This is a genomic window from Rhodococcus sp. UNC23MFCrub1.1 (assembly GCF_000686025.1).
In the GTDB taxonomy this organism is placed as follows: Bacteria; Actinomycetota; Actinomycetes; order Mycobacteriales; family Mycobacteriaceae; genus Rhodococcoides.
The window spans coordinates 1-20,920 of the sequence record NZ_JMLQ01000012.1; the positions used below are offsets into that span (position 1 = coordinate 1).

Below are 20,920 nucleotides of genomic sequence, written 5' to 3' on the forward strand. Positions count from 1 at the left end.
TTGCGTCAGGGCGACGAGCATCGGGTGCGCCTGGAGAAGGGTGTGGATCTGCTGATCGGGTTGGAGGCGATCTCGGAGCCGGACGAGGCGGGGATGCGGACGGTGATGTGCATCCTCAACGGACAGTTGCGGCCGGTGTCGGTGCGGGACAGGTCGATCTCGGCGGATGCGCCGACGACGGAGAAGGCGGATCGGGACGATCCGTCGCATCTGGCGGCGCCGTTCGCGGGTGTGGTGACGTTGACCGCGGAGGTGGGGCAGTCGGTGTCGGCGGGGGAGACCGTCGCGACGATCGAGGCGATGAAGATGGAAGCAGCCGTCACCGCGCCGCGGGCGGGCACCGTCACCCGTCTGGCTCTGTCCGGTGTCGCGCAGGTCGAGGGCGGGGACCTGATCTGCGTCATCGCCGTCGGCGACACCACCGACCGCTCCTGACCCGCATCGATCCTGTACCGGTCGGTGTTTTCGGTCTGCACGGTGCGCTAACAGCGCATCGTGTGCTCAGGCCATCGAGCGCATCGAGCGCATCGTGACGTCGCTGATCGAGGCGAGATCGCGAATGGGCGTTCCGTCCGGGCTCTGGACCAGGGCGATCAGCGCAACGGGTGTCTCGGCTGTGAAGCCGATGTCTTCGCCCGCGCCCGAAGGTGGCGACACGGACGGATTCCGACGCTCCCCGCCGCATCACCGGCGGCCCGAGACTCTCGCAGACCCATCCGAGGTCGACAAGAACCGCAAACGGGTGGTGGATGAGAAACTTCTGGCTCATCAGCATGGGCTCGAGCGCCGACTCCGCCGGCAACCGCGCCACCGTCACACCCATTGTCCGGCACTACCGTTGAAGACGTCAGCACACGAATACGAAAGGCGCTGAGCAGCAAAGATAGGTGGGCGCTACGCCGTTCGTTCGAGAACCGGTCGATCGGCGCCGCGATGGAGGATGTGCCGCCATCGCGATCGTGCTTCCTCGACCGCGGTGTGTTCGGTCCCGTTCGGCGTGGCGCTCTGGGCCAACAGGGTGAGGGCCCGTGAGGTGGAGATCAGCCCCACCTTGTGTCGGTGCGAGAACGCGGTGAGTTCCGTGAATGCCTGCTCGGGTGTGTACCCGCAGAGCCCGACGAGGATCCCGACGCCGATATCGATCTGGGTGCGGTCTGGAGTCGCGTGGTCGGACATCGCCGGCGCCCTTTCTCTGGTGCTGGGTGGTGCTCGCGTGCGGTGATCGTCCCTCGATGCGAGCACCGTTGCCCACCATTGGAATCGGTGCGATTCGTGGTTCGTCGGTGCGATTGGTGATTCGTCGGTGCGCTGTACCGGGCCGTCACGCGGACGCGGCGCGCTCGGGCCCTCGCAGTCGGCGGTCGGCTCCCTTGGGGGACCGTGGGACCGTCTGCTTACCGGCGAGCGTTGCGAGGTAGCGACGTACGACTCGATCGGCGAGTTCGCTGCCCTCGGCGTCCGGCGTCACCGTGTCCTCGGTCTCGGTTCGCCATTGCGCCAGTCGAGTGGCCAGGTCTTCTTCGATGTCCGCGAACTCCGGCAGCCCGGCCAGATTGGTGGTCTCGTCGGGGTCGGTGGTCAGGTCGTACAACTCCCGTGCCGGTCGAGGAGCCAGATGATCGGAGCCCAGTGCGCGCCCGGACGGGCTGTCGGCGATGTCGAGGGGAAGCTCGAGCTTGTGCCGCGACGCGAGATTCTCCAGGTAGCTCCAGTTCTCGGTGCGCACCGCCCGAATCGGGTCGTAGGAGTCGTGGTAGTTCTTCTGCGTGAACACCTCGTCGCGGACCGCATCCTTGGACTCGCCCGCGAGGATCTCGGCGTGTGAGACACCTTCGACGTCGCCGGGGATCGGCAGACCGAGAACGTCGAGCAGAGTGGGAACCAGATCGACGCCACTGAAGAGACCGTCGTGCACGGCGGGCGCGACCGCGCGACGCCGCGGCGGACGCACTATGAACGCAATTCCGGTTCCGCGGGCGTACAGCGTGGATTTGGCTCCGGGGAAGGCTTCGCCGTGATCGGTGAAGAACACCACCCAGGTGTCGTCGGCGAAGCCGGTGGTGTCGAGTGCGTCCAGCAGGCGGCCCACCGCGGCGTCGGCCACCGTGATCGAACCGTGGAACGCGGCCAGATCCTCACGCACTGCGGCGGTATCGGGAAGGTAGGACGGAACGACGATCGTGTGGGGATCGGCACGCGGATACCGTTCGACGGGATATGGCCGGTGCACCTCGAAGAAGCCGGCGTTCAACAGGAACGGGCCGTCCTGCCCGCGAGCGGACTCGAGGTACGCGGTGGCCTGATCGACCACGTGGTCGCAATCCGAGTCGTCGACGTCGAAGGTGCTGTAGCCCAGCCGTTCCGGGGTGGACGACTCGTGCTGCATGCCGAACAGGGCGCTGCGGTAACCGTGCTCGCCGAGTAGCTGGGGGAGGGTGCGAACCGAGTCCTTGTACTCCCAACCGTGGTGCGCGAGACCGACGATGCCGTTGCTGTGCGGATACCGCCCGGTGAGCAGGCTGCCCCTCGACGGCGAACACAGCGGGGCAGTGGCGTGCGCGCGGGTGAACAGCACGCCTTCGGAGGCCAGACGATCGAGCGCGGGAGACGTGGCACCGGTGGCGCCGTACAACTCGAGGTGCCGACCGAGATCGTGCCAGTGGACCAGCAGGACGTTCTCGTCGGTGCCGACCGGCTGCGCCCTCATGCGGTCTCCATCTTCTCGGTGCGACTCCTGTTCGAGTGGTGCTCGGTCAGCCGACGGTAGTGGCCGCCGGGTTGGGCGTCAGCGGTTCGGCTCAGCGTGAGCGGAAGTGCCCACGCCCGACCGGGTCATCCGGCGCTCCGCATGCTTCGCTGGTGGTGACCACCCGAAACCCGGTGTGTCCACTCGAGGTGTCGGATGTGGACCCCGACCGAGCCGAAACGCGGTACCGACGGCAGTAGCTCGCGTGGCACAGGTACGACCCGCCGCGGGTCACCGCTCTGGTGTCCCCGCGGGCATCGTCGAACCCGCCGGTCGTCCATTCCCAGACGTTTCCGGTCATCTCGTGCACGCCGAAGGCGTTGGGTGCGTAGGACCGGACAGGGGCGGTTCCGGCATGCCCGTCGGCCGCGGTGTTGGACTGAGGGAAATCACCCTGCCACACATTCATTCGGTGAGTGCCTCCCGGTTCGAGGTCGGGCCCCCAGGGAAACGGCTGTTGTTCGAGGCCGCCGCGCGCGGCGTACTCCCACTGGGCCTCGGTGGGTAGTGCAGTGTCGGACCACGCGCAGAACGCCTCGGCGTCCCGGCGCGAGACATGGGTGACGGGATGGGCCGCTCGATCCCGTGTCGCGTCGACATCGACGTCGGGTCCCGACGGATACCTCCACGTCGCCCCCTCGACCACGTGCCACCACGGGGTCGCGGCCACCGTCGGCCATCGGTGCGCCGTGGGTCCGAGGTCTCCGACGAACACCAGCGAGTCCCCGAACACCTCGGCATCCGTCCGGAACCCTGTCGCGCCGACGAAATCAGCGAACTGGGCGACCGTCACCGGCGTCACCGTGATGTCGAACGCGGCGACCGTGACCGGGCGGACCGGACCCTCGAGGTCGGCGGCGTAGGCCCACGCGTCGTCGGCCCCCATGAGGAAGATCCCGCCGGGCAGCGACACCCACTCGAGGTTCGGACCCACCCCGCTCGACGTACCTGCCGATGCGCGGTTGCTCGTCGGTTCGACCGGGCGTCGATCCGGGGTGCAGCACGACGACGAGGACACCTGGTTCAGTTTACGTGGCCGCGGCTGGGATGATGTCCCGCTGCACGAGCACGCGCAGAACCTGCTCCACGAGATCGTCCAGGTCGGCCCCGGTGGTGTCGACCACCAGGTCCGGGTTCTCCGGAGCTTCGTACGGGGCGTCGATTCCGGTCAATCCCAGCAGTTCGCCGGCGCGTGCCCGCGCGTACAGGCGTTTGGGGTCGCGTCGCTCGCACTCCGCGAGCGGAGTGGCGACGTGGATCTCGACGAAGGGTAGGTCGGCCGCCGCGTTGAGCACCCGCGCGATCTCACGATCGGAGGCGAGCGGGGACACCAACGACGCGATCGCGATGGTCCCCGAATCGGCGAACAATCGTGTCAGGTGCCCGACGCGACGCACGTTCTCCGCGCGGTCGCCGGCGGAGAAACCGAGGTCGTCGGACAGCCCGTGACGCACGTTGTCCCCGTCCAGCAGGTACGCGACGCGACCGGATTCCACCAACGCCCGTTCCACTGCGACGGCGAGCGTCGACTTGCCCGACGCGGGAAGCCCGGTGAGCCAGACGGTGGCGCCGCGCTGTCCGACGGCCGACCACCGATGTCCCCGTTCGAGTGCCGACGGGTGCCACTTGACGTCGTTGCGCACGCGGCCGGCCGGTTTGGCTGCTCGCGCGAGGGTGACGGTTCCGGCGCCCACTGTGTCGTTGGTGTTCTCGTCGATGAGAACGAAGGCGCCGCCGTCGCGGATGTCGGCATACGGGTCGGCGAGAACGGGGGAGCTGGTCCGCAGGGTGACCGAGCCGATGTCGTTGATGGCCAGGGCGACCGGGTTGCGATCCTCGTCGAGGGTCTCGGGGTCGAGTCGGCCGTGTAGTTCGGAAACAGTCGCGCGCACAGTACGGGTGGTGTGTTTGAGAGCGAGGCGATCTCCGGCGCGCAGCGGGGTGTCGGCGAACCAGCACACCGTCGCGTCGAGCTCGCGCGCCACGACCGGCGACTGTCCGTCCTCCCGGCCGGAGACCACGACGTCGCCGCGGGCCACGTCGATGTCGTCCGCGAGTTCGATGGCCACGGACAGCGGCGCCACGGCGACCGTGCGCGCTGCATCCAGGGTGTCCAGCGCGGTGACGGTGCTGCGCGAGCCCGACGGCAGGACCAGGATCGGGTCGCCCACCTGCAGGGTGCCGGCGGCGAGACGGCCCGTGTACCGGCGTCGCTCGGTCGGGTCGGTCGGACGAGACACCCACTGCACCGGCATGCGGAGCTTGTCCGGGGTGGGTGCCGGTGCCTCGAGTTCGACGGTCTCGAGGAACTTGAGCAGGGTGGGGCCGTCGTACCAGGGTGTGTCGGCCGAGCGGGTGACGACGTTGTCTCCGCTCAGTGCTGCGATGGGGACCACCGTCGGTTCGGCGACGCCCAACCGGTCGGTCAGCAGGCGTATCTCGCCGACCACCTCGGCGAAACGGCTTTCGCTGAAGTCCACCAGATCGATTTTGTTCACCACGGCGACCAGATGCTCCACGCCGAGCAAGGAGGCGATGCGGGCGTGGCGGCGCGTCTGGCGGAGTACGCCCGCCCTGGCGTCGACCAGCAACAGTGCCACGTGGGCGTTGGAGGCGCCGGTGAACATGTTGCGGGTGTACCGCTCGTGGCCGGGGGTGTCGGCCAGGATGTAGTTGCGGTCGGCGGTCGAGAAGAACCGGTACGCCACGTCGATCGTGATGCCTTGCTCGCGCTCGGCCCGGAGCCCGTCCGAGAGCGCGGCCAGGTCGGGGACCCCGTCGTCGCCCATTACGGCTTGGAGGTGATCGAGTGGCAGGCTGTCGGTGTCGTGGAGCAAGCGGCCGATGAGCGTGGACTTGCCGTCGTCGACGGAGCCGGCGGTCGCGATGCGGAGCAGTTGACGGGGACGGGTGGAGCCGGTGGCGTCGTCGACGCGGCCGGGCGCGGCGGTGGTCATCAGAAGTAGCCTTCTCGCTTGCGGTCTTCCATGGCCGCGACCGAGGTACGGTCGTCAGCTCTCGTCTCGCCGCGCTCGGAGACGGTGGCCGCCGAGATCTCGGCGATGACGCCGTCGATGTCGGTCGCGGAGGATCGCACCGCGCCGGTGATCGTGAGATCGCCGACGGTGCGGTAGCGAACCTGCTCCACCGTGGCGCTCTCGTGTGGGCCGGGACGGACGAACGCGCTGGTCGACAGCAGGATTCCGTCCCGCTCGAACACCTCGCGTCGGTGCGCGAAGTAGATCGGTGGAAGTTCGAGACCTTCGAGGGCGATGTAGCGCCAGATGTCGAGTTCGGTCCAGTTGCTCAAGGGGAAGACGCGGACCTGTTCGCCGCGCTTGATGCGGCCGTTGTAGAGCGTCCACGGTTCCGCTCGTTGAGCGCGTGGGTCCCACTGGCCGAACTCGTCGCGGAAGCTCAGGACGCGTTCCTTGGCTCTGGCTCGTTCCTCATCGCGTCGGGCACCTCCGAAGGCCGCGTCGAAACCACCGGCCTCGAGCGCGTCGAGCAGTGTGCGGGTCTGCAGTCGGTTGCGGGACGCGTCCGGGCCGCCGACCTCGGTGACCCGGCCGGAATCGATGGTCTCCTGCACCGACGCGACGATCAGCCGGTGTCCGCCCTCGGCCAGGCGTCTGTCCCGAAAATCGATCACTTCCGGAAAATTGTGACCGGTGTCGACGTGCAGGACCGGGAACGGGATGCGCGAGGCCACGTCGGGCGGCTGCGACGTCGGCCGGAACGCTTTCTCAGCCAACCGGAGCAGGACGATGGAGTCCTTTCCGGCGGAGAACAGGAGAACGGGCCGCTCCAGTTCGGCGGTCACCTCGCGGATGATGTGGACCGCTTCGGCTTCCAATGCGCGAAGTTCGTCGACGTGGGTCACATCGAGACCGGTCACGGTCATGAGGGGAGTCCCAACTGGACCGCGTCGGCCCGATAGCGCGTGATCCAGTCGTCGGACCGAGCGTCCGACTGCTTCCGCAGCGCGGGCGCCGGTGCGAGCGACGGGTCGAGCCCGAGGTGATCGAGCACGGACGCCGTCACCGCAGCGGTATCCGTGGTCAGCTCGTCGAAATCGACCTCGAACGGGGTAATGCCGGTGGCATCGAACCACGAACGCCATCCCTTCTCCTGACCCTCGAGGATGCTCAGAAGATGGGCGATGCCGGCCGGGTGGTACTGCGCCGCCGCATCGACGGCAGGGTCGGCGCGACCGCGCCACACCCTGGTCTGCACCGCACGCCAGAACGACACGGCTTGGGGAACCAGGTCGCGTCGGGTCACCTTGATGAAGGCGACGTCTCCAAGCACGACGTCGACGGCCGCGCGCAGCGCATCGCCCGCAGGTGGTGTTCGGCCGGTGAGGGACTCAGCTCGGCGGATCAACAACGGTGTCTGGTTCCACATGAGCTTGCCCGCCCACACCCCGTTCGGGGTGCGTCCCTCACGCAGGATGCGAAAGCGCCACTCCTCGGCGTTCTCAGACCAGGGCGTGCCGGGCTCGAGCGGGGCGAGCAGCGACGTCACCGTGGTGTCGGAGACCGAGTCGAACCACTCGCGCGGTTGTGGGGGGAGCGAGGTGTTCGGCAGGTACTGGAAGAACTCCTGCGGTTCGCCGGCCTGGCGAGTGGCACGGAGGGTTTCCACGAGCAGGGTGCTGCCACTGCGTTGCGAGGCCAGCACCAGATACGAACGGGGCGAGGTCACTGGGGCCTTTCGACGGTAGTTCTCATGGGCGCGGCGGGGAGCTTGGGTCAGGACGCGACGGGCTGCTTCTCCGTGGCCACGCGAGCATGTGCGGCGATGGCATCCGCCGATTCGGCCTGTCGGTCTTTCGACCACTCCCGTAGCGACCAGCCGAAAGCGTCGGCCCAGACAGCGATCACCACCACATACCCCACCGCAGCCGCGGCCCCGGAAATCTCCAACCAGTCACTGCGAAAAAGGGTGCGCACGTTGGTGAAGACGATGAGGCCGCCCACCGCAGAACCCAACAGCCGCGGCGGTATGTGCCGCACGAGCCATGCGGCGATGGGTGCAGCGATCAGTCCCCCGAGCAGAATGGCGACGACCCACCCGAACTCGATGCCCGCGGTCCCGAGTCCCACGAGAAATCCCAGGCTGGCAGCGACGGCGATGACGAATTCACTGGTGTCGATGGACCCGATCACCTTGCGGGGTTCGAGGCGACCACTGGCGAGGATGGCGGGCGTGCCCACCGGACCCCATCCGCCGCCTCCGGTCGCATCGACGAAGCCGCCCACGAAGCCCAGCGGCCCGAGAAACCGGCGCCGCAACGGCTGGCCGAGTCGATCACGAGGGACGCCGCGAACGGTGAATCGGATCAACACGTACAAACCCAGGATCAGCAGGACGGTGGACATCACCGGCGCGGCGACCTCGGTCGACAACGAGGAGAGCACAGTAGCCCCGAGGAAGGCGCCGACCGCTCCGGGCAACGCGATACGACGCACCACCTGCCACTCGACGTTGCCGAACTTCCAATGCGACACCCCGGACATCAGGGTGGTGCCGATCTCGGCCAGGTGAACCGTCGCCGAGGCGGCGGCGGGATTGGTTCCGACCGCAAGCAACAACGTCGTGGTGGTCACGCCATAGGCCATGCCCAGGCTGCCATCGACGAGCTGGGCTGCGAACCCCACCAAGCCGAGCAAAACCAACGTTCTCATACGGCTCCCCGATCGACGGACACGACAATGGTTCCATCACAACGCGTGACGAAGAATCGGTCACTGGTTCGAATCGACGAGATCACAATCGACCCGCATCGGCTCGGCGATGCGAAGTGATGACGGTCCCGCCGAACGTCATCCGAGTGACGGTCGACCTCACCCGCATCGCATGCGGGCGTGAATCGAGGAGCGGTTTCGCGGTCTGCTCGATCTGACAGCTGAGGGAAACCGCTGGCTTCACCGGTTGCCTGCACCCGTGGACGTTGTCCGGTCAGTTCTCGCGGGCTGCGCTTTTGACGGCGTGGCCGATCTCCGCTCGCAGCGCCGCGTACTCGGAGGTCCCACGTAGTTCGTCGGGGTCGATGCCGGTCCTGGGCAGGTCCGAGGAGATGTCGAGGGCGACGCGGCCGGGGCGGGCGGACAGCACGACGATGCGGGAGCCGAGGAAGGCTGCTTCGTCGGCGCTGTGGGTGACGAAGATGGCTGTGCGCCCGCTCTCGTGACTGACCCGCCGGACGTCTTCCTGCAGCCGTTCGCGGGTGAGTGCGTCGAGTGCAGCGAACGGCTCGTCGAGCAGGAGCAACGAGTTCTCCGCAGCGAGTGCCCGGGCGATGGCGACCCGTTGTTGTTGTCCGCCGGAGATCTCCCAGATCTTGCGGTCCTCGGTGCCGGTGAGCCCGACCCGTTCGAGCAACGCCTCACGGGCGATGCGGCGTTCGGACTTCTTTGTGCCGGCGTAGGTGAGGGCCAGGTCGATGTTCCCGCCCACCGTCTTCCACGGAAACAGCCGTGGCTGCTGGAAGACCACACCGGCGCCGACGCCGGGTGTGGGCGGCCGCCCGGAGACGTGCACGGTGCCGTCGGTGGGTTCGTCGAATCCCGCGACCAGCCGCAGCAGAGTGCTCTTGCCGCACCCCGACGCGCCGACCAGCACCAGGAATTCCCCCGCTGCGATGTCGAGGCTGACGGGGCCGAGGGCGACGACGGAGTCGCGTCCGGACCCGTAGACGTGGGTGACGGCGTCGATGGTCACCGACCCGTCGACGCGGGTGTCGCCGGTGACGTCAGTCGTCGAGGACATCGGGCAGTCCCTTCGTGTAGATCGCGGACTCGAACACCGACAGGTCGGGGGCGGCGGGGATCTGCTGCTGTTCGGCGAGGAATTGCGCTGCGCTGTGCAGGTTCTGGGCCAGGTTGCCAGGTTGCCCGTCGGTGCCCAGCCACTCGCTCGACGTCAGTTCGGCGGGGGTCAGGAACACTCCTTGGGAGAGCTGGTTCGCCGCGTCCTGTTCGGTGATGCCGATCTCCGACGCTACGGCCTTCGCGGCGGCGGCGGGGTCGTCGGCGATGACTCCGAGAGCGCGCGCCTCGGCTTTGCGCCAGGCGTCGACGACCTCGGGCTTCGACTGGGCCACCTCGCTCGACACGACACCCAGGTCGAGGGTGGGCTTGCCTGCGGTCGCGAGCTCGCGGCTCGCGATCAACGTCTTCCCGCTGGCGCGTAGTTGGTCTAGTGTCGGCAGCCAGGTGTAGACGGCGTCGACGTCGCCGCGCTCCCACGCGGCCAGCGAGGCCTGGGGTTGCAGGTCGATCAACTGCACGTCCGACGCGCCGAGCCCGGCCTGGTTCAGCGCGGCGAGCAGGCTGTAGTGCGCGGTGGAGGCGAACGCCGTGGCCACCCGCTTGCCGCGAAGGTCCGCGACCGACTCGATGCCGGTGCCGTTCCGCGCGACCAGCGCCTCGTTGTCTCCGGCGACGTCGAGGACGAACGCCACCTGGTACGGGATGTTCAGTGGTGCGGACAGACCGCGGGCCACCGGGCTAGACCCGATCGCCCCGAAGTCGATCTCGCCGGCGACGAATGCGGTGTTGATGTCGGCGCCGGAGTCGAACTTGGTCCACTCGACGTTGTAGTCCGGCAGTGCCTCTTCGAGCCACCCGTTGTTCTTGACCACGAGGTCACCGCTGGGGAAGGACTGGTAGGCGAAACGCAGCGTGGGTTTGCTGTCGTCGGGGGCGTTCTCCCCGCCGACGGCGCACCCGGTCGCGACGAGCGCTGCTGCGGCCGCGACGGCCGCCGATCGAATGAGACGGTGTGAGATGGTCATATCTTTCCCCTCCACGGAACCGCGCGACGCTCCGCCGCGCGTAGTAGTGCATCGATGAGCAGACCCGAGATCCCGATGGCGAAGATGCCGACGAGAACGACGGGGGTGTTGTTGTAGTTGCTGGCGTCCTTGACCATTCCGCCGATACCGGGCAGGCCGTTGAACAGTTCGGCGGCGACCACGGACGAGTAGGCCATCCCCACGGCCAGACGGATACCGGTGAACGTCTCCGGCAGCGCCGACGGAACCACCACATCGGTGATGACCTGGCGGCGGCTCGCGCCGAGCGCGCGGGCGGCCTCGACGAGACCCGACGGAGCGGCCAGCACCGCTGCGGTGGTGGCGACCGCGGTCGGGGGCAGCGCGGCCAGCGCCAGCAGGGTCACCTTGGGTGCTTCGTCGATGCCGAGCCAGATGACCAGCAGGAAGAAGTACGCCAGCGGCGGCAGCGCGCGCAGGAACGTCAGCCATGGCTCGAGTACTCGGCGGACCCACTGCACGGTGCCCATCGCCAGGCCCAGGACGAGTCCCAACGCGACGCCGACCACCACACCGGCGAGGACTCGCCGCAGCGTCATGTACAGGTGCTCCCACAGCAGAAAGCCCTGATAGCCGCGGGTGCCGTCGTGCGTGGTGGAGACGGTGACGACGGCGTCCCACACGGTGGACGGGTAGGGAACGAACGTCTCGTTCCAGATGCCGGACGACGCGGCGATCTGCCACACGGCCAGGAAGAACACCAGCGACAGTGCAGGCAGCGCCACCGCCGACACCGGGAACCGGGAGGTCCTGCGCGGGGCGCGTTCGGGTGCGGACAGGGGGAGATCGACAGAAGAGGTCACGGGAGACTTTCGGATGCTGGGGACATGCGGCACGACGAGGTGATGGCGCTTCAACGACGACAGCGGGTGCGCATGCCGGAAGTATCACCTCGGAGCGGGGATGGCGCAAATCGGGTGCGCTGCAACCGATCACAAGAAAGCGTGTCCAGATTTTCGCTCACCGTGATCCGAAGGTTCGGCGATGAGCGGCGTGCGCCGACACCGCCACGGCAGCCCCGACTACGGGTGTGGTCGCGACGTGCGCCGGCCGGCGTCGGCGCTGAGCGAGGTTCTCGTGAATCAGCGAGCGGGAGCGGTGATCCCGCGCCGATCGAGGATGGGCCGCACACCCTCGGCGAAGTGGTACGCCTCCTCGAGGTGCGGATACCCGGACAGGATGAACTCGTCGAACCCGGCGTCGTGGTACTCGCCGATGAGGTTCGCGACCTCCTCGTGCGACCCGACCAGTGCGGTGCCGGCGCCGCCGCGGATCAATCCGACACCCGCCCACAGGTTCGGGTAGATCTCCAGCGAGTCCTTGCTCCCGCCGTGCAGCGCGGCCATTCGTCGCTGACCCTCGGACTGCGACGACGCGTGGAGGCGGTGCGCGTTCTCCACCGCGTCGTCAGGCAGCTCGTCGAGCAGGCGCTGCGCCACGGCCCAGGCCTCTTCGGAGGTGTCCCTGCTGATGGTGTGCAGACGGATACCGTAGGTGAGCTTGCGGCCCTGTGCATCGGCGAGAGACCGGACCCGGTCGATTTTCGCGCGGGCATCGGCGGGCGGCTCACCCCACGTCAGGTACGTCTGTACGCGCGTGGCGGCAACCGCCAGCGCCGGATCGGAGGATCCGCCGAACCAGAACTCCGGCACCGGGTCCGGCGCCTCGGACACGCGGGCGTCCTCGACTCGGTAGAACTCGCCGTCGTGATCGACGGACTCCTCGGTCCAGATGCGGTGCACCACGTCCAGGAACTCGTCGGTGCGGGCGTACCGACGGTCGTGGTCCACCCAGTCGCCGAACCGGCGCTGCTCGGCGTCGTCGCCACCGGTGACGATGTTGAACAGCACGCGGCCTTCCGAGAAGCGTTGCAGGGTCGCCGCTTGCTGCGCCGCCAACGTCGGCGGGGTCAGACCCGGGCGGAACGCGACCAGAAACTTCAGCCGCCGAGTCGCCTGCAGCAGTGCTGCCGTGGTCAGCCAGGCGTCCTCGCACCACGTTCCCGTCGGGGTGAGCACCCCCTCGTAATCGAGACGATCGGCGGCCTGCGCGACCTCGGTGAGATATCGCAAGGACGGGCGACGGAAGCCGGCGGGCTCGACGCGGTGCGCCGAGGCGTGCGATGCCCCGACGATGGATCGGCCGTCACCTGCGGTGGGTAGGAACCAGAAGATGCGTGCGGTCACGAGTGGGGTGCTCCTGCGATCAGTTGGTGGCGACGGTCGCGTCGGCGATCGCGTCGTTGTAGCGGGTGTCGACGAAGTCCGCGACCGGGTTGCCCGCGGGGATGGCGCCACTATCGGCGAACACGTCGAACAACGTCTGCTCGGACTCGATCACGCTGTTGTCCAACGCGATCGCCGGACGCTGACTGCGGCCCTGCGCCAGCTCACCGGCTTTCGGATCGATGCCGACGGCGGCGGAGTACGCGCCCGCCCACTCGGCGGGGTTGGCGTCGGCCCACGCGGATGCCTTCGCCAGGCGCACCACGAAGTCCTGCAACGCGGTGTTGGTCGCCGGGTCGTCCAAGGCCTGCTGCGAGGCGATACCGAACCCGTAGCCGTTGGCGGTTCCTTCGGCGGTGATCAGGGTCTTCGAGCCGTTCTGCACCTGCGCGATGGCGGTGTACGGATCCCAGATGGCCCACGCGTCGACGTTCCCCGACGCGAATGCCGTCGAGGCGTCGGCCGGCTGGAGGAAGACGAGCTCGACGTCGTCCTCGGTGAGTCCGGCCTTCTGCAGTTGCAGCAGGACGTGTCCGTGCGCGGAAGAGCCCTTGCCGACGGCGATCTTCTTCCCGCGCAGGTCCGCGAACGTCGTCGCGGTTGAGGCGGGCGGGACCAGGATCTGGTCGCCGCTGGCGTCGTTGGCGTAGGCCGAGACGATCTTGATGCGAGCGTTCGCTGCCACACCGAACAGCGGTGGGGTGTTGCCGGTGACCGCGAAATCGATCTGGCCGGCGGTCGCCGCTTCCACCTGGGGTGGTCCGGAGGTGAAGGTGGAGAACGCGACGTCGTAGGGAGTGCCGTCGAGCTCACCGGACGCGCGCAGGAGCGCCTCGGTGCCGCCCTTCTGGTCGCCGACGTCGAGGGTGACGGCGGCGAGGTCGTCGGTGGAGACCAGCGCGGGTGCCTCCGACGACGAGGAGGCGCTCTCCCGTGACACACAGGCAGTGAGTCCGGCAGCCCCGACAGTGAGGACGGCGAGGGCGGCGAGGACTCGCGCGAGATGGGAGCGGTGGGACGAGGACATGGAGGAAGCTACTTTCCGATGCGAGGGGATCAGTGGACGCCGAGGGCGCCCAGGAGATGGGTGCGGAGACGGGAGAATTCCGAGGTGCCCCGGTCTCGTGGGCGGGGGAGTGGGACGGTGACCGAATCGATCACGGCGCCGTCCTCGAGGACGAGTACCCGGTCGGCGAGCGCGACGGCTTCGTCGACGTCGTGGGTGACCAGCAGGATGCCGAAGCCGTGGCGGGACCAGAGGTCGAGCAGCAGTGATTGCATGGACAGTCGCGTCAGCGCGTCGAGGGCGCCGAAGGGCTCGTCGAGCAGCAGTAGTTCGGGTTCGCCGACCAGGGCGCGCGCGAGTGCTGCTCGCTGCGCCTGCCCGCCGGACAGTGTCAGTGGCCACGCATCGCGTTTGTCCTCCAGGCCCACCTCGGCAAGCGTCGCGTCGGCCGCGGCCAGTGCGGGCTCGCCTGTGACGCCGGCCGTGTTCAGGCCGTAGGAGACGTTCTGACGCAGCGTCTTCCATGGGAACAGGCGGGGTTCCTGGAAGGCGACCGCCGGGTGGCCCGCCACCTCGCGTCGGCCGGTGTGGTCGGTCGACAGGCCCGCGAGTACGCGCAGGATCGTGGACTTGCCGGAGCCGGACCGTCCTACCAGGGCGACGATCTCGCCGCGGTCGACGGTCAGGTCCACCGACCGCAGGACGTGGGCGTCGCCGTACCACTTGTCGACGTCGGACAGCGCCGCGACGGCCGTGGTGGTCCCGGTCATGCTCACGCCTCCGACCGGTATCGGAGCGAGCGCTTTTCGAGGACCCGGACGACACCGTCGGTGGTGATGCCCATCAGCGCGTAGACGACCAGGCCGAAGATGATGGTGTCCACCCGCAGGAAGTCGCGGGCGTTGTTGATGATGTAGCCGAGACCGGACTCGGCGTTGATCTGCTCCGCGACGATCAGCGACAACCACGCGATCGCGAGGGACTGCCGCAACCCCACGAGCAACTGCGGGGCGATGCTCGGTGCGATGATGACGCTGAACCGTTGCCGCCACGAAAAGCCCAGGACCACAGCGGTGTCGAGGAACTTGCGGTCGATCTGCCGGATCGCCGAGAACGTGTTGAGATACAGCGGGAACGCCACTCCCAATGCCACCAGCAGGATCTTCGGGGTCTCACCGATGCCGAACCACAGGATGAACAGCGGGATCAAACCGAGGTGCGGCAACGCGCGGAGCATCTGCAGGGGCGGATCCACCGTCGCTTCGGCCAGGCGGGACAGCCCGACGAGTGAGCCGAGCAGGACGCCGATCACCCCGCCCAGCACCAATCCCTGGATCACGCGGGTCCCGGACACCAGGAGGGCGTCCGCGAGTTCTCCGTTGCGCGCCAACTCGATTCCGGCGTCGAGGATCAGTGACGGTGCGGGCAGGACCCGCTCGGACAGGACACCCGCTGCGCTCGCGATCTGCCACAGAATCAGAATGGCCACGGGAGAGAGCGCGCGGACCACTGTCCACCGGTGACGCTGCCACCACGACGGTGCACGCACCGGCGTCACCGACTGCGCGGCCACCGATACGTTTCCCGCGGGAACCGCATAGGACTGGACAACCATGGAACGCGCCTTCCGATCGACCGAGTGCAGCTACAGCCCATCACTGTTGGCCCTTGTGCGGCGCTGCGCCACAGTTGAACTCACTGCGAATCAATTGCCCCACCGCAGAGGGGAGCTCCGCTGCCGGTAGCGGGCGGTGACCCGCCTTCCGGCGGACATCGCGACGGGTGACGGAGGACGACCCGACCATTGTTCCTGCTCCGCAACGGATCGAACGGGAACCTGTCACCGCCTGCGTTCGGCCGGTTCAGTCCACCGGCACCTCTTTCGCATGCCTCAACGAGTGCTGAGCCTCGACCCGGGCTGCGGACACCGCCGCGTTTCGTCAGCTCGGTCGACCGCACCGTAAGAGCCGACGACAACGACCCAGAGCTGCTGACCGGGACATATGGCCGGCCGAGTAGCTCGGCTGACCAGCGAGACCTCCCGGGACATCTCGAGCCGATGCGTCATCAGCAGCTATCGGCCCATCGTCACCGTCGTCTCGGCTGCGATGACGATCGCCAGGACTACGAAGACACTGCCGGCGATGTAGTGCAGGGCGGTGGCGCCGCGGGGAGCGTGGCTGAACCGCGATTGAAGACCCCCCGCCATCACCCCGATGCCGCCGTACAGGACGATCTCGCTCGAGATGTTCACCGCACTCAGCATGGTGAACTGCGCGAGAGTGTTCCGTGCTTCACCGACGAACCCGGGGAGTACCGCGAGGAAGAACAGCATGATCTTCGGGTTGGTCACTGTGACCAGTACACCGCGCGTGTACCACCGGCCGGCAGTGACGGCGCTGGGCTCTGGGGCGTCCCTCGCGCGGCGCACCGTGGTCACGCCCAACCACAACAGATATCCCGCACCGAGCAGCGTGACGGCGTCGAGCAGATGTGGGTGGTCGCGGGCGAGCGTTCCGACCCCCAGGACGACGGCAGTTGCGTACAGCGCCATTCCGGTTCCGATTCCCAGGATCGCGCGGACAGCCGCCCGACGACCACCTTCGAGACCCACCGCGATCATGTACGCCATGTCCGGGCCCGGTGGCAGGAGAAACAGCACGATCACTGCCACGTACCCGGGGAGGACCGCGACGTCGACCGTCATACCGCTTCGGCCCCCGTGCCGATGTACACGAGCGCGGGCCGACGACCACGCCTGAATTCGGCACCGCAGCAACTGCTGCCGGCGGGCGCCCCATCGGCATCAAGACTGGCGCGGCGCGGAGCACTGCCGGTCTCGGTCGACGTCATGGATCGATCGTGCGCCGTCGCGGACCGCGCTGACAGTGGCGATAATGACTACATGCGCTCGGAAACTGCCAGCCCGGATGTTCGATCGAGGCACGTCGCCGTCCTGGCGTACGACGGACTGTCGATGTTCGAGTTCGCGGTAGCAGTTGAGATCTTCGGGCCCCATGAAGTGCCGCAACTCGGAGGAGACTGGTACGCGATGTCGGTGTGCGGCGACACCGCCCACGTGAGAATGGACAACGGTCTCTCGATGCAGGTTCCGTGCCGACTCGATGCCGTCTCCCGAGCCGGTACCGTCATCGTCCCACCGTGCGCCGACGCATCGACGGTGCCGGAAGCCGTGCTGTCCGCCCTTCGGCATGCACACCAGCGCGGTGCCCGGATCGTCTCGCTGTGCACCGGAGCCTTCGTGCTCGCCCGCGCCGGACTGCTCGACGGTCGCCGAGCCGTCACCCACTGGGCAGACTGCGACGCTTTCGCCGAGGCGTATCCGCAGGTCACCGTCGATCCGTCCGTGTTGTACGTCGACGAGGGCGACATCCTGACCTCGGCGGGCAGCGCCGCGAGCATCGACCTGTGCCTGCACATCGTGCGACTCGATCACGGAGCGGACATGGCCGGTCGACTCGCACGGTCACTGGTGGTGCAACCGCACCGCCGCGGTGGACAAGCCCAGTTCATCGAGACACCGATGCCCGTGACCGGCCATGTCGACCCGCTGACGACCACGATGACATGGATGCTCGAACACCTCGATGAGCCGATGACCGTCGCGAGCCTCGCCCGCCGAGCCCACACGAGCCCACGCAGCTTCATGCGGCACTTCGCCGCCACCACCGGATCCACACCACATCAATGGCTGCAACGCCAACGCATCCACCTGGCCCAACAACTTCTCGAGACAAGTGATTTCAGCGTCGATGTCGTGGCCGAACGATCCGGGCTGGGGAGCGCCACGAATCTGCGCAAACTCTTCCGGCGTCATGTCGACACCAGTCCGAGCCTTTACCGCGAAACGTTCTCGCACAACAAGAATGTGCTGTAGATGCCATCTGTGACGTTGTTCTCGACCCACGTCGAGCCGGACGACAGGCTGCATCGGCGGGGCGGGGCGACGGCGTCGAAGATCCACAGTGCCGACAGTGCGGTGTTGTCGAGCTAGTTGCGCGCAGTGGTCGGAAGGAGACTTGCCTTGTCGACCTTGCGGTGGAACCGCATTCCTGCGAGGCCGCCGAGGAGCGCGCCGACGAGGCTCGCCAGTGCTGCTGCGCCCAGGGCGATGGCGCCGGCCGTTCCGATGTTGCCGTCCACCGGGATGCGCGGGAATGCATCCAAATTGCCGAGATGTCGTACTGGCTGCCGGCGACGGACGGCGGCGACGACGGCGATGACGATCGTCCAGATCCACACCGCGAGGCCCTGGCGGATGCCGTTGAACCGAGCCATCCGGCCTGCGACGTAACCACCGCAGTAGTACGCGATCAGCAGGACTACGAGCACGGCTATTCCGCCGACCAGGCCCACTGTCTGCGTCGTGTTCGCATCTTGTGTGGCGATGTCGGCTGCCTCGTCGAGAGATGTCTGCGTCCCACCCTGACAGCAGTTCCTGCGGCGGTCAGCGCCGCGACGAGCAACACCGTCAACCCTGTCGCGGTGAGCCACCCGAAGAACGCTGAACCGAACTTCATCCCTCCGAACTGCTCCTTCTGCCGCGCCACCACCTCGCGGTGATCGACGATCTGCTGGGACGTCAGTGGATCCGCCACCGACCTGTCGTCCGTTCCCCGAGGAGCCCCGCTGCCGTCGTCACGGAAATGCGGTCGGTCCGGTTGTGTGCTCATCTCGGTGGTCCTTCATCGTCGAAGAAGTTGCGTTGTCGACCGTCCCGTGCCTGCTGGGGGCTCGGTCAACCCCCGCGTCGGACGCAGGGTGCTCGCGGCGTCGTTCGCGGTCTGCGTACTCGGCACCATCGCCCAGGACGAACACACCACCGCCGGTGACGACATGCAGAACGATGACGCCGCGATGAGTGGGGGTGACGCGGGGCCGACGTCCACCTGCCATCACGCCGCCCACAGGACGAGGTGGTCGGGCGAAGGTCACCGAGCGGACACCACCGGCCCCGTGTCGTCCACGACAGACCATCTCGTTTCGGGCGGCGGACTTCCCTGCGGCGGTGTCGTCGACTGCTGCCGCGGGTACAGGGCAGAATCGAGCACGCGACGCCGCAGAGGAGGGGACGATGGACGACGACACCGACGATGCCCGCGGCGGGCAGCGGCCACCGCACCCGTTGGCCGGCCTGGGGGACCTGTTCCAGTGGGTGGAGGTGTGCACCGACCTGATGGCAGCAGACGGTGCCGCGGTGGTGTTCGGTGCTCCCCGCGAGCCGGACACCCACCACTTGCTGTGCGCCACCGACACCACCGCGGAGAAGATCGCGGATCTGTTCTACGTCCACGGGTCCGGACCCCACCGGGACGCGATGGTCACCGACGCTGCGCACACCGTGACGGTCACCGACCCCCGCCACCAACGGAGATGGCCACTGCTGGTGACCGAGCTGGACGCGTTGGGGGTCGGGTGGGTGCAGGCGCACCCGGTGGGACCGTCGGGGTCCGTGGTGGGCACGGTGCAGCTCTACCGTCGACATGTGCCCAGCGCGGTCCGGGGGACGGATGCGGGCACGCAGTTCGTGACCGCGCTGGCCCGCGCCCTGGGGACCGGAGAGGCCGCTGGCGATGCCCTGACGGTGCCGCCGGATTCGGTCGGGGACGGCGCCACCGTGAACATCGCGATCGGCATCCTCGCCGCCCGCCACGCACTGACCGTGGGGGCAGCGTCGGCGATGCTCGTGACCGGGGCCGACGACCTCGACACGCTGGACGGTCTCGTCCATCGAGTGCTCGCTGCCGCTCGTGAACCTGTCGTCATCGACGACGTCACCGCATTCGTCTCCGCCTCGATCGGAGTCGCCGTGCAGCCGGTCGACGGGACCACCGTCGACGACCTGCTCCACAACGCCGACGTCGCGATGTACTCGGCGAAACAGAACGGTCGAGATCGGGCGGTCTACTTCACGGCCGAGATGGACCACGACGCCGATGTCAGAGCGACCATCCGCCACCAGCTCGCATCCGCGGTCAGAGCGCACGAATTCGAACTGCACTATCAACCCATCCGGTCCATCTCCACGGGTGCGACAGTGATGGTCGAGGCCCTCATGCGGTGGCGGCGAGACGGTGAACTGGTCACCGCGAGCGAGTTCATCACCCTTGCGACCGAGACCGGTCAACTGCGCGCCCTCGGGCACCTCGCGCTCGACTGTCTCATCGACGACGTCGCGGCCCTGTACCGGCAATTCGGTGTCGACCACCCGCGAGTCGCGTTCAATCTCTCCGTCACCGAGCTCCGAGAACGCGAGCTGATGGACAGGCTGCTGTCCTGGCACCCGGACGCCGGCTTCGACAGGATCGTCATCGAGGTCACCGAGCACGTGACCCTGATACCCGGTGATCGCGCTTTCGGTGCGCTGACGTTGCTGCAGAGACTCGGAGCGACGATCAGCATCGACGACTTCGGTACCGGGTACTCGAACCTGGAGCTGCTCGGGCGACTGAGACCAGGAATCATCAAGATCGACCGCACCCTCACCGAACGTGCCGCCGAAGACGTTCGCGGCGAGCGGATCCTCGACGCAGCCGTGCGGCTCGCCCATGCACTCGAGGCCACCGCGGTCATCGAGGGCGTTGGTGATGCGAGGCTGTCCGCCGTCGCCGCCGCGACCGGTGCCGAGCTGGCGCAGGGGTACTACCACGGTCACCCCATGCCCTTGCTGGACCTGATCGAGACGATCCGTGACGGCGGATGAAAGATCGCATACAGCAGTCGCTTTCGGTCCAGCCGCATGTAGCACCAGCGATGCGTCAGCCGGCCGTGTGACACCGGGGACTCAGAGGTCGTCGAGTGCTGCTCAGGTGGGTGCTGGGCGCCCGACCGCGTGCTGCCGCATCCACCGCGGCGTTACGGTGGTCGGCGACATCCTCTATTTGCACGTCACCGAGTCGAGCCAATGGGCGAAGCGTGATGCGCAGGAGTACGGCTCGGCTTTCGGACGAGACGTATTAGGCACCCGCGTGACGAACGTGTCGGGACCCGTGGAGGTTGCGGCGGTGAACGACGAGACGATCTGGGCACAGTCGAAGGTACTGCCGATACCACCCGCGCGGGACCGGCCGATCGTGTGATCG

The 20,920-nt window shown here is 67.8% G+C and carries 22 protein-coding genes; 4 read left to right on the forward strand and 18 right to left on the reverse strand.

Going from position 1 to position 20,920, the window contains the following annotated elements; translation table 11 throughout:
• Positions 1 to 435: biotin/lipoyl-containing protein (locus tag BR07_RS25770; RefSeq protein ID WP_331280459.1), on the forward strand; the 435-nt coding region annotated here is incomplete at its 5' end.
• Positions 436 to 501: 66 nt separating this feature from the next.
• Here BR07_RS25770 and BR07_RS27145 read toward each other — a convergent pair.
• From BR07_RS27145 to BR07_RS0120810, 16 genes are all read right to left on the reverse strand, one after another.
• A complete protein-coding gene (locus BR07_RS27145; RefSeq protein ID WP_155957128.1) occupies positions 502 to 657 on the reverse strand; it encodes a hypothetical protein in 156 nt (51 codons plus the stop codon).
• 237 nt (positions 658 to 894) lie between these two features.
• Positions 895 to 1,176, reverse strand: coding sequence for an ANTAR domain-containing protein (locus tag BR07_RS25775; RefSeq protein ID WP_037187149.1), 282 nt, complete (start codon positions 1,174 to 1,176; stop codon positions 895 to 897).
• A 145-nt stretch (positions 1,177 to 1,321) separates the two neighbouring features.
• Positions 1,322 to 2,707, reverse strand: a complete 1,386-nt coding sequence (locus BR07_RS0120735; protein WP_027507056.1) for a sulfatase family protein — start codon at positions 2,705 to 2,707, stop codon at positions 1,322 to 1,324.
• A 91-nt stretch (positions 2,708 to 2,798) separates the two neighbouring features.
• On the reverse strand, positions 2,799 to 3,764 hold the full coding sequence (locus BR07_RS25780; RefSeq protein ID WP_231476465.1) for a formylglycine-generating enzyme family protein: 966 nt from the start codon (positions 3,762 to 3,764) through the stop codon (positions 2,799 to 2,801).
• Positions 3,765 to 3,774: 10 nt separating this feature from the next.
• Positions 3,775 to 5,703, reverse strand: coding sequence for an adenylyl-sulfate kinase (gene cysC / locus BR07_RS0120745; protein WP_051613656.1), 1,929 nt, complete (start codon positions 5,701 to 5,703; stop codon positions 3,775 to 3,777).
• Complete coding sequence (gene cysD, locus BR07_RS0120750; RefSeq protein WP_027507058.1) at positions 5,703 to 6,650, reverse strand: sulfate adenylyltransferase subunit CysD; 948 nt, start codon at positions 6,648 to 6,650, stop codon at positions 5,703 to 5,705. The genes cysC and cysD overlap by 1 nt, the downstream gene beginning before the upstream one ends.
• Positions 6,647 to 7,453: a trehalose 2-sulfotransferase gene (stf0, locus tag BR07_RS0120755; protein WP_037187152.1), complete on the reverse strand. Its 807-nt coding sequence runs from the start codon at positions 7,451 to 7,453 to the stop codon at positions 6,647 to 6,649. The genes cysD and stf0 overlap by 4 nt, the downstream gene beginning before the upstream one ends.
• 47 nt (positions 7,454 to 7,500) lie before the next feature.
• Positions 7,501 to 8,436, reverse strand: a complete 936-nt coding sequence (locus BR07_RS0120760; RefSeq protein WP_027507060.1) for a sulfite exporter TauE/SafE family protein — start codon at positions 8,434 to 8,436, stop codon at positions 7,501 to 7,503.
• Positions 8,437 to 8,710: 274 nt separating this feature from the next.
• On the reverse strand, positions 8,711 to 9,520 hold the full coding sequence (locus tag BR07_RS0120775; protein ID WP_027507061.1) for an ABC transporter ATP-binding protein: 810 nt from the start codon (positions 9,518 to 9,520) through the stop codon (positions 8,711 to 8,713).
• Positions 9,504 to 10,547, reverse strand: a complete 1,044-nt coding sequence (locus BR07_RS0120780; protein ID WP_027507062.1) for a taurine ABC transporter substrate-binding protein — start codon at positions 10,545 to 10,547, stop codon at positions 9,504 to 9,506. Before BR07_RS0120780 ends, BR07_RS0120775 begins: the two co-directional genes overlap by 17 nt.
• Complete coding sequence (locus BR07_RS0120785) at positions 10,544 to 11,320, reverse strand: ABC transporter permease (RefSeq protein ID WP_442970387.1); 777 nt, start codon at positions 11,318 to 11,320, stop codon at positions 10,544 to 10,546. The genes BR07_RS0120780 and BR07_RS0120785 overlap by 4 nt, the downstream gene beginning before the upstream one ends.
• 348 nt (positions 11,321 to 11,668) lie before the next feature.
• A complete protein-coding gene (locus BR07_RS0120790; RefSeq protein ID WP_027507064.1) occupies positions 11,669 to 12,772 on the reverse strand; it encodes an LLM class flavin-dependent oxidoreductase in 1,104 nt (367 codons plus the stop codon).
• A 19-nt stretch (positions 12,773 to 12,791) separates the two neighbouring features.
• Positions 12,792 to 13,838 carry an ABC transporter substrate-binding protein gene (locus tag BR07_RS0120795; RefSeq protein WP_027507065.1) on the reverse strand — a complete coding sequence of 349 codons (1,047 nt, stop codon included), beginning with the start codon at positions 13,836 to 13,838 and terminating at the stop codon, positions 12,792 to 12,794.
• 29 nt (positions 13,839 to 13,867) lie between these two features.
• Positions 13,868 to 14,587, reverse strand: coding sequence for an ABC transporter ATP-binding protein (locus tag BR07_RS0120800; RefSeq protein ID WP_027507066.1), 720 nt, complete (start codon positions 14,585 to 14,587; stop codon positions 13,868 to 13,870).
• Positions 14,588 to 14,589: 2 nt separating this feature from the next.
• Complete coding sequence (locus BR07_RS0120805) at positions 14,590 to 15,432, reverse strand: ABC transporter permease (RefSeq protein WP_081821453.1); 843 nt, start codon at positions 15,430 to 15,432, stop codon at positions 14,590 to 14,592.
• A 459-nt stretch (positions 15,433 to 15,891) separates the two neighbouring features.
• Positions 15,892 to 16,524, reverse strand: a complete 633-nt coding sequence (locus BR07_RS0120810; protein ID WP_027507068.1) for a LysE family translocator — start codon at positions 16,522 to 16,524, stop codon at positions 15,892 to 15,894.
• A gap of 198 nt (positions 16,525 to 16,722) precedes the next feature.
• On the opposite strand from BR07_RS0120810, the gene BR07_RS0120815 reads away from it, so the two are divergent.
• On the forward strand, positions 16,723 to 17,715 hold the full coding sequence (locus BR07_RS0120815) for a helix-turn-helix domain-containing protein (RefSeq protein WP_027507069.1): 993 nt from the start codon (positions 16,723 to 16,725) through the stop codon (positions 17,713 to 17,715).
• 113 nt (positions 17,716 to 17,828) lie between these two features.
• Here the strand turns inward: BR07_RS0120815 and BR07_RS27460 are convergent, their stop codons facing one another.
• Together BR07_RS27460 and BR07_RS27465 are read right to left on the reverse strand one after the other, a co-directional pair.
• Positions 17,829 to 18,170 carry a hypothetical protein gene (locus tag BR07_RS27460; protein WP_051613657.1) on the reverse strand — a complete coding sequence of 114 codons (342 nt, stop codon included), beginning with the start codon at positions 18,168 to 18,170 and terminating at the stop codon, positions 17,829 to 17,831.
• Between the two features lie 2 nt (positions 18,171 to 18,172).
• On the reverse strand, positions 18,173 to 18,511 hold the full coding sequence (locus BR07_RS27465; protein WP_051613658.1) for a hypothetical protein: 339 nt from the start codon (positions 18,509 to 18,511) through the stop codon (positions 18,173 to 18,175).
• 401 nt (positions 18,512 to 18,912) lie between these two features.
• On the opposite strand from BR07_RS27465, the gene BR07_RS0120830 reads away from it, so the two are divergent.
• Both BR07_RS0120830 and BR07_RS0120835 read left to right on the forward strand, forming a co-directional pair.
• Positions 18,913 to 20,541 carry a GGDEF domain-containing phosphodiesterase gene (locus BR07_RS0120830; protein ID WP_027507070.1) on the forward strand — a complete coding sequence of 543 codons (1,629 nt, stop codon included), beginning with the start codon at positions 18,913 to 18,915 and terminating at the stop codon, positions 20,539 to 20,541.
• A gap of 157 nt (positions 20,542 to 20,698) precedes the next feature.
• On the forward strand, positions 20,699 to 20,917 hold the full coding sequence (locus BR07_RS0120835) for a hypothetical protein (protein ID WP_155957129.1): 219 nt from the start codon (positions 20,699 to 20,701) through the stop codon (positions 20,915 to 20,917).
• Positions 20,918 to 20,920 lie beyond the last annotated feature (3 nt).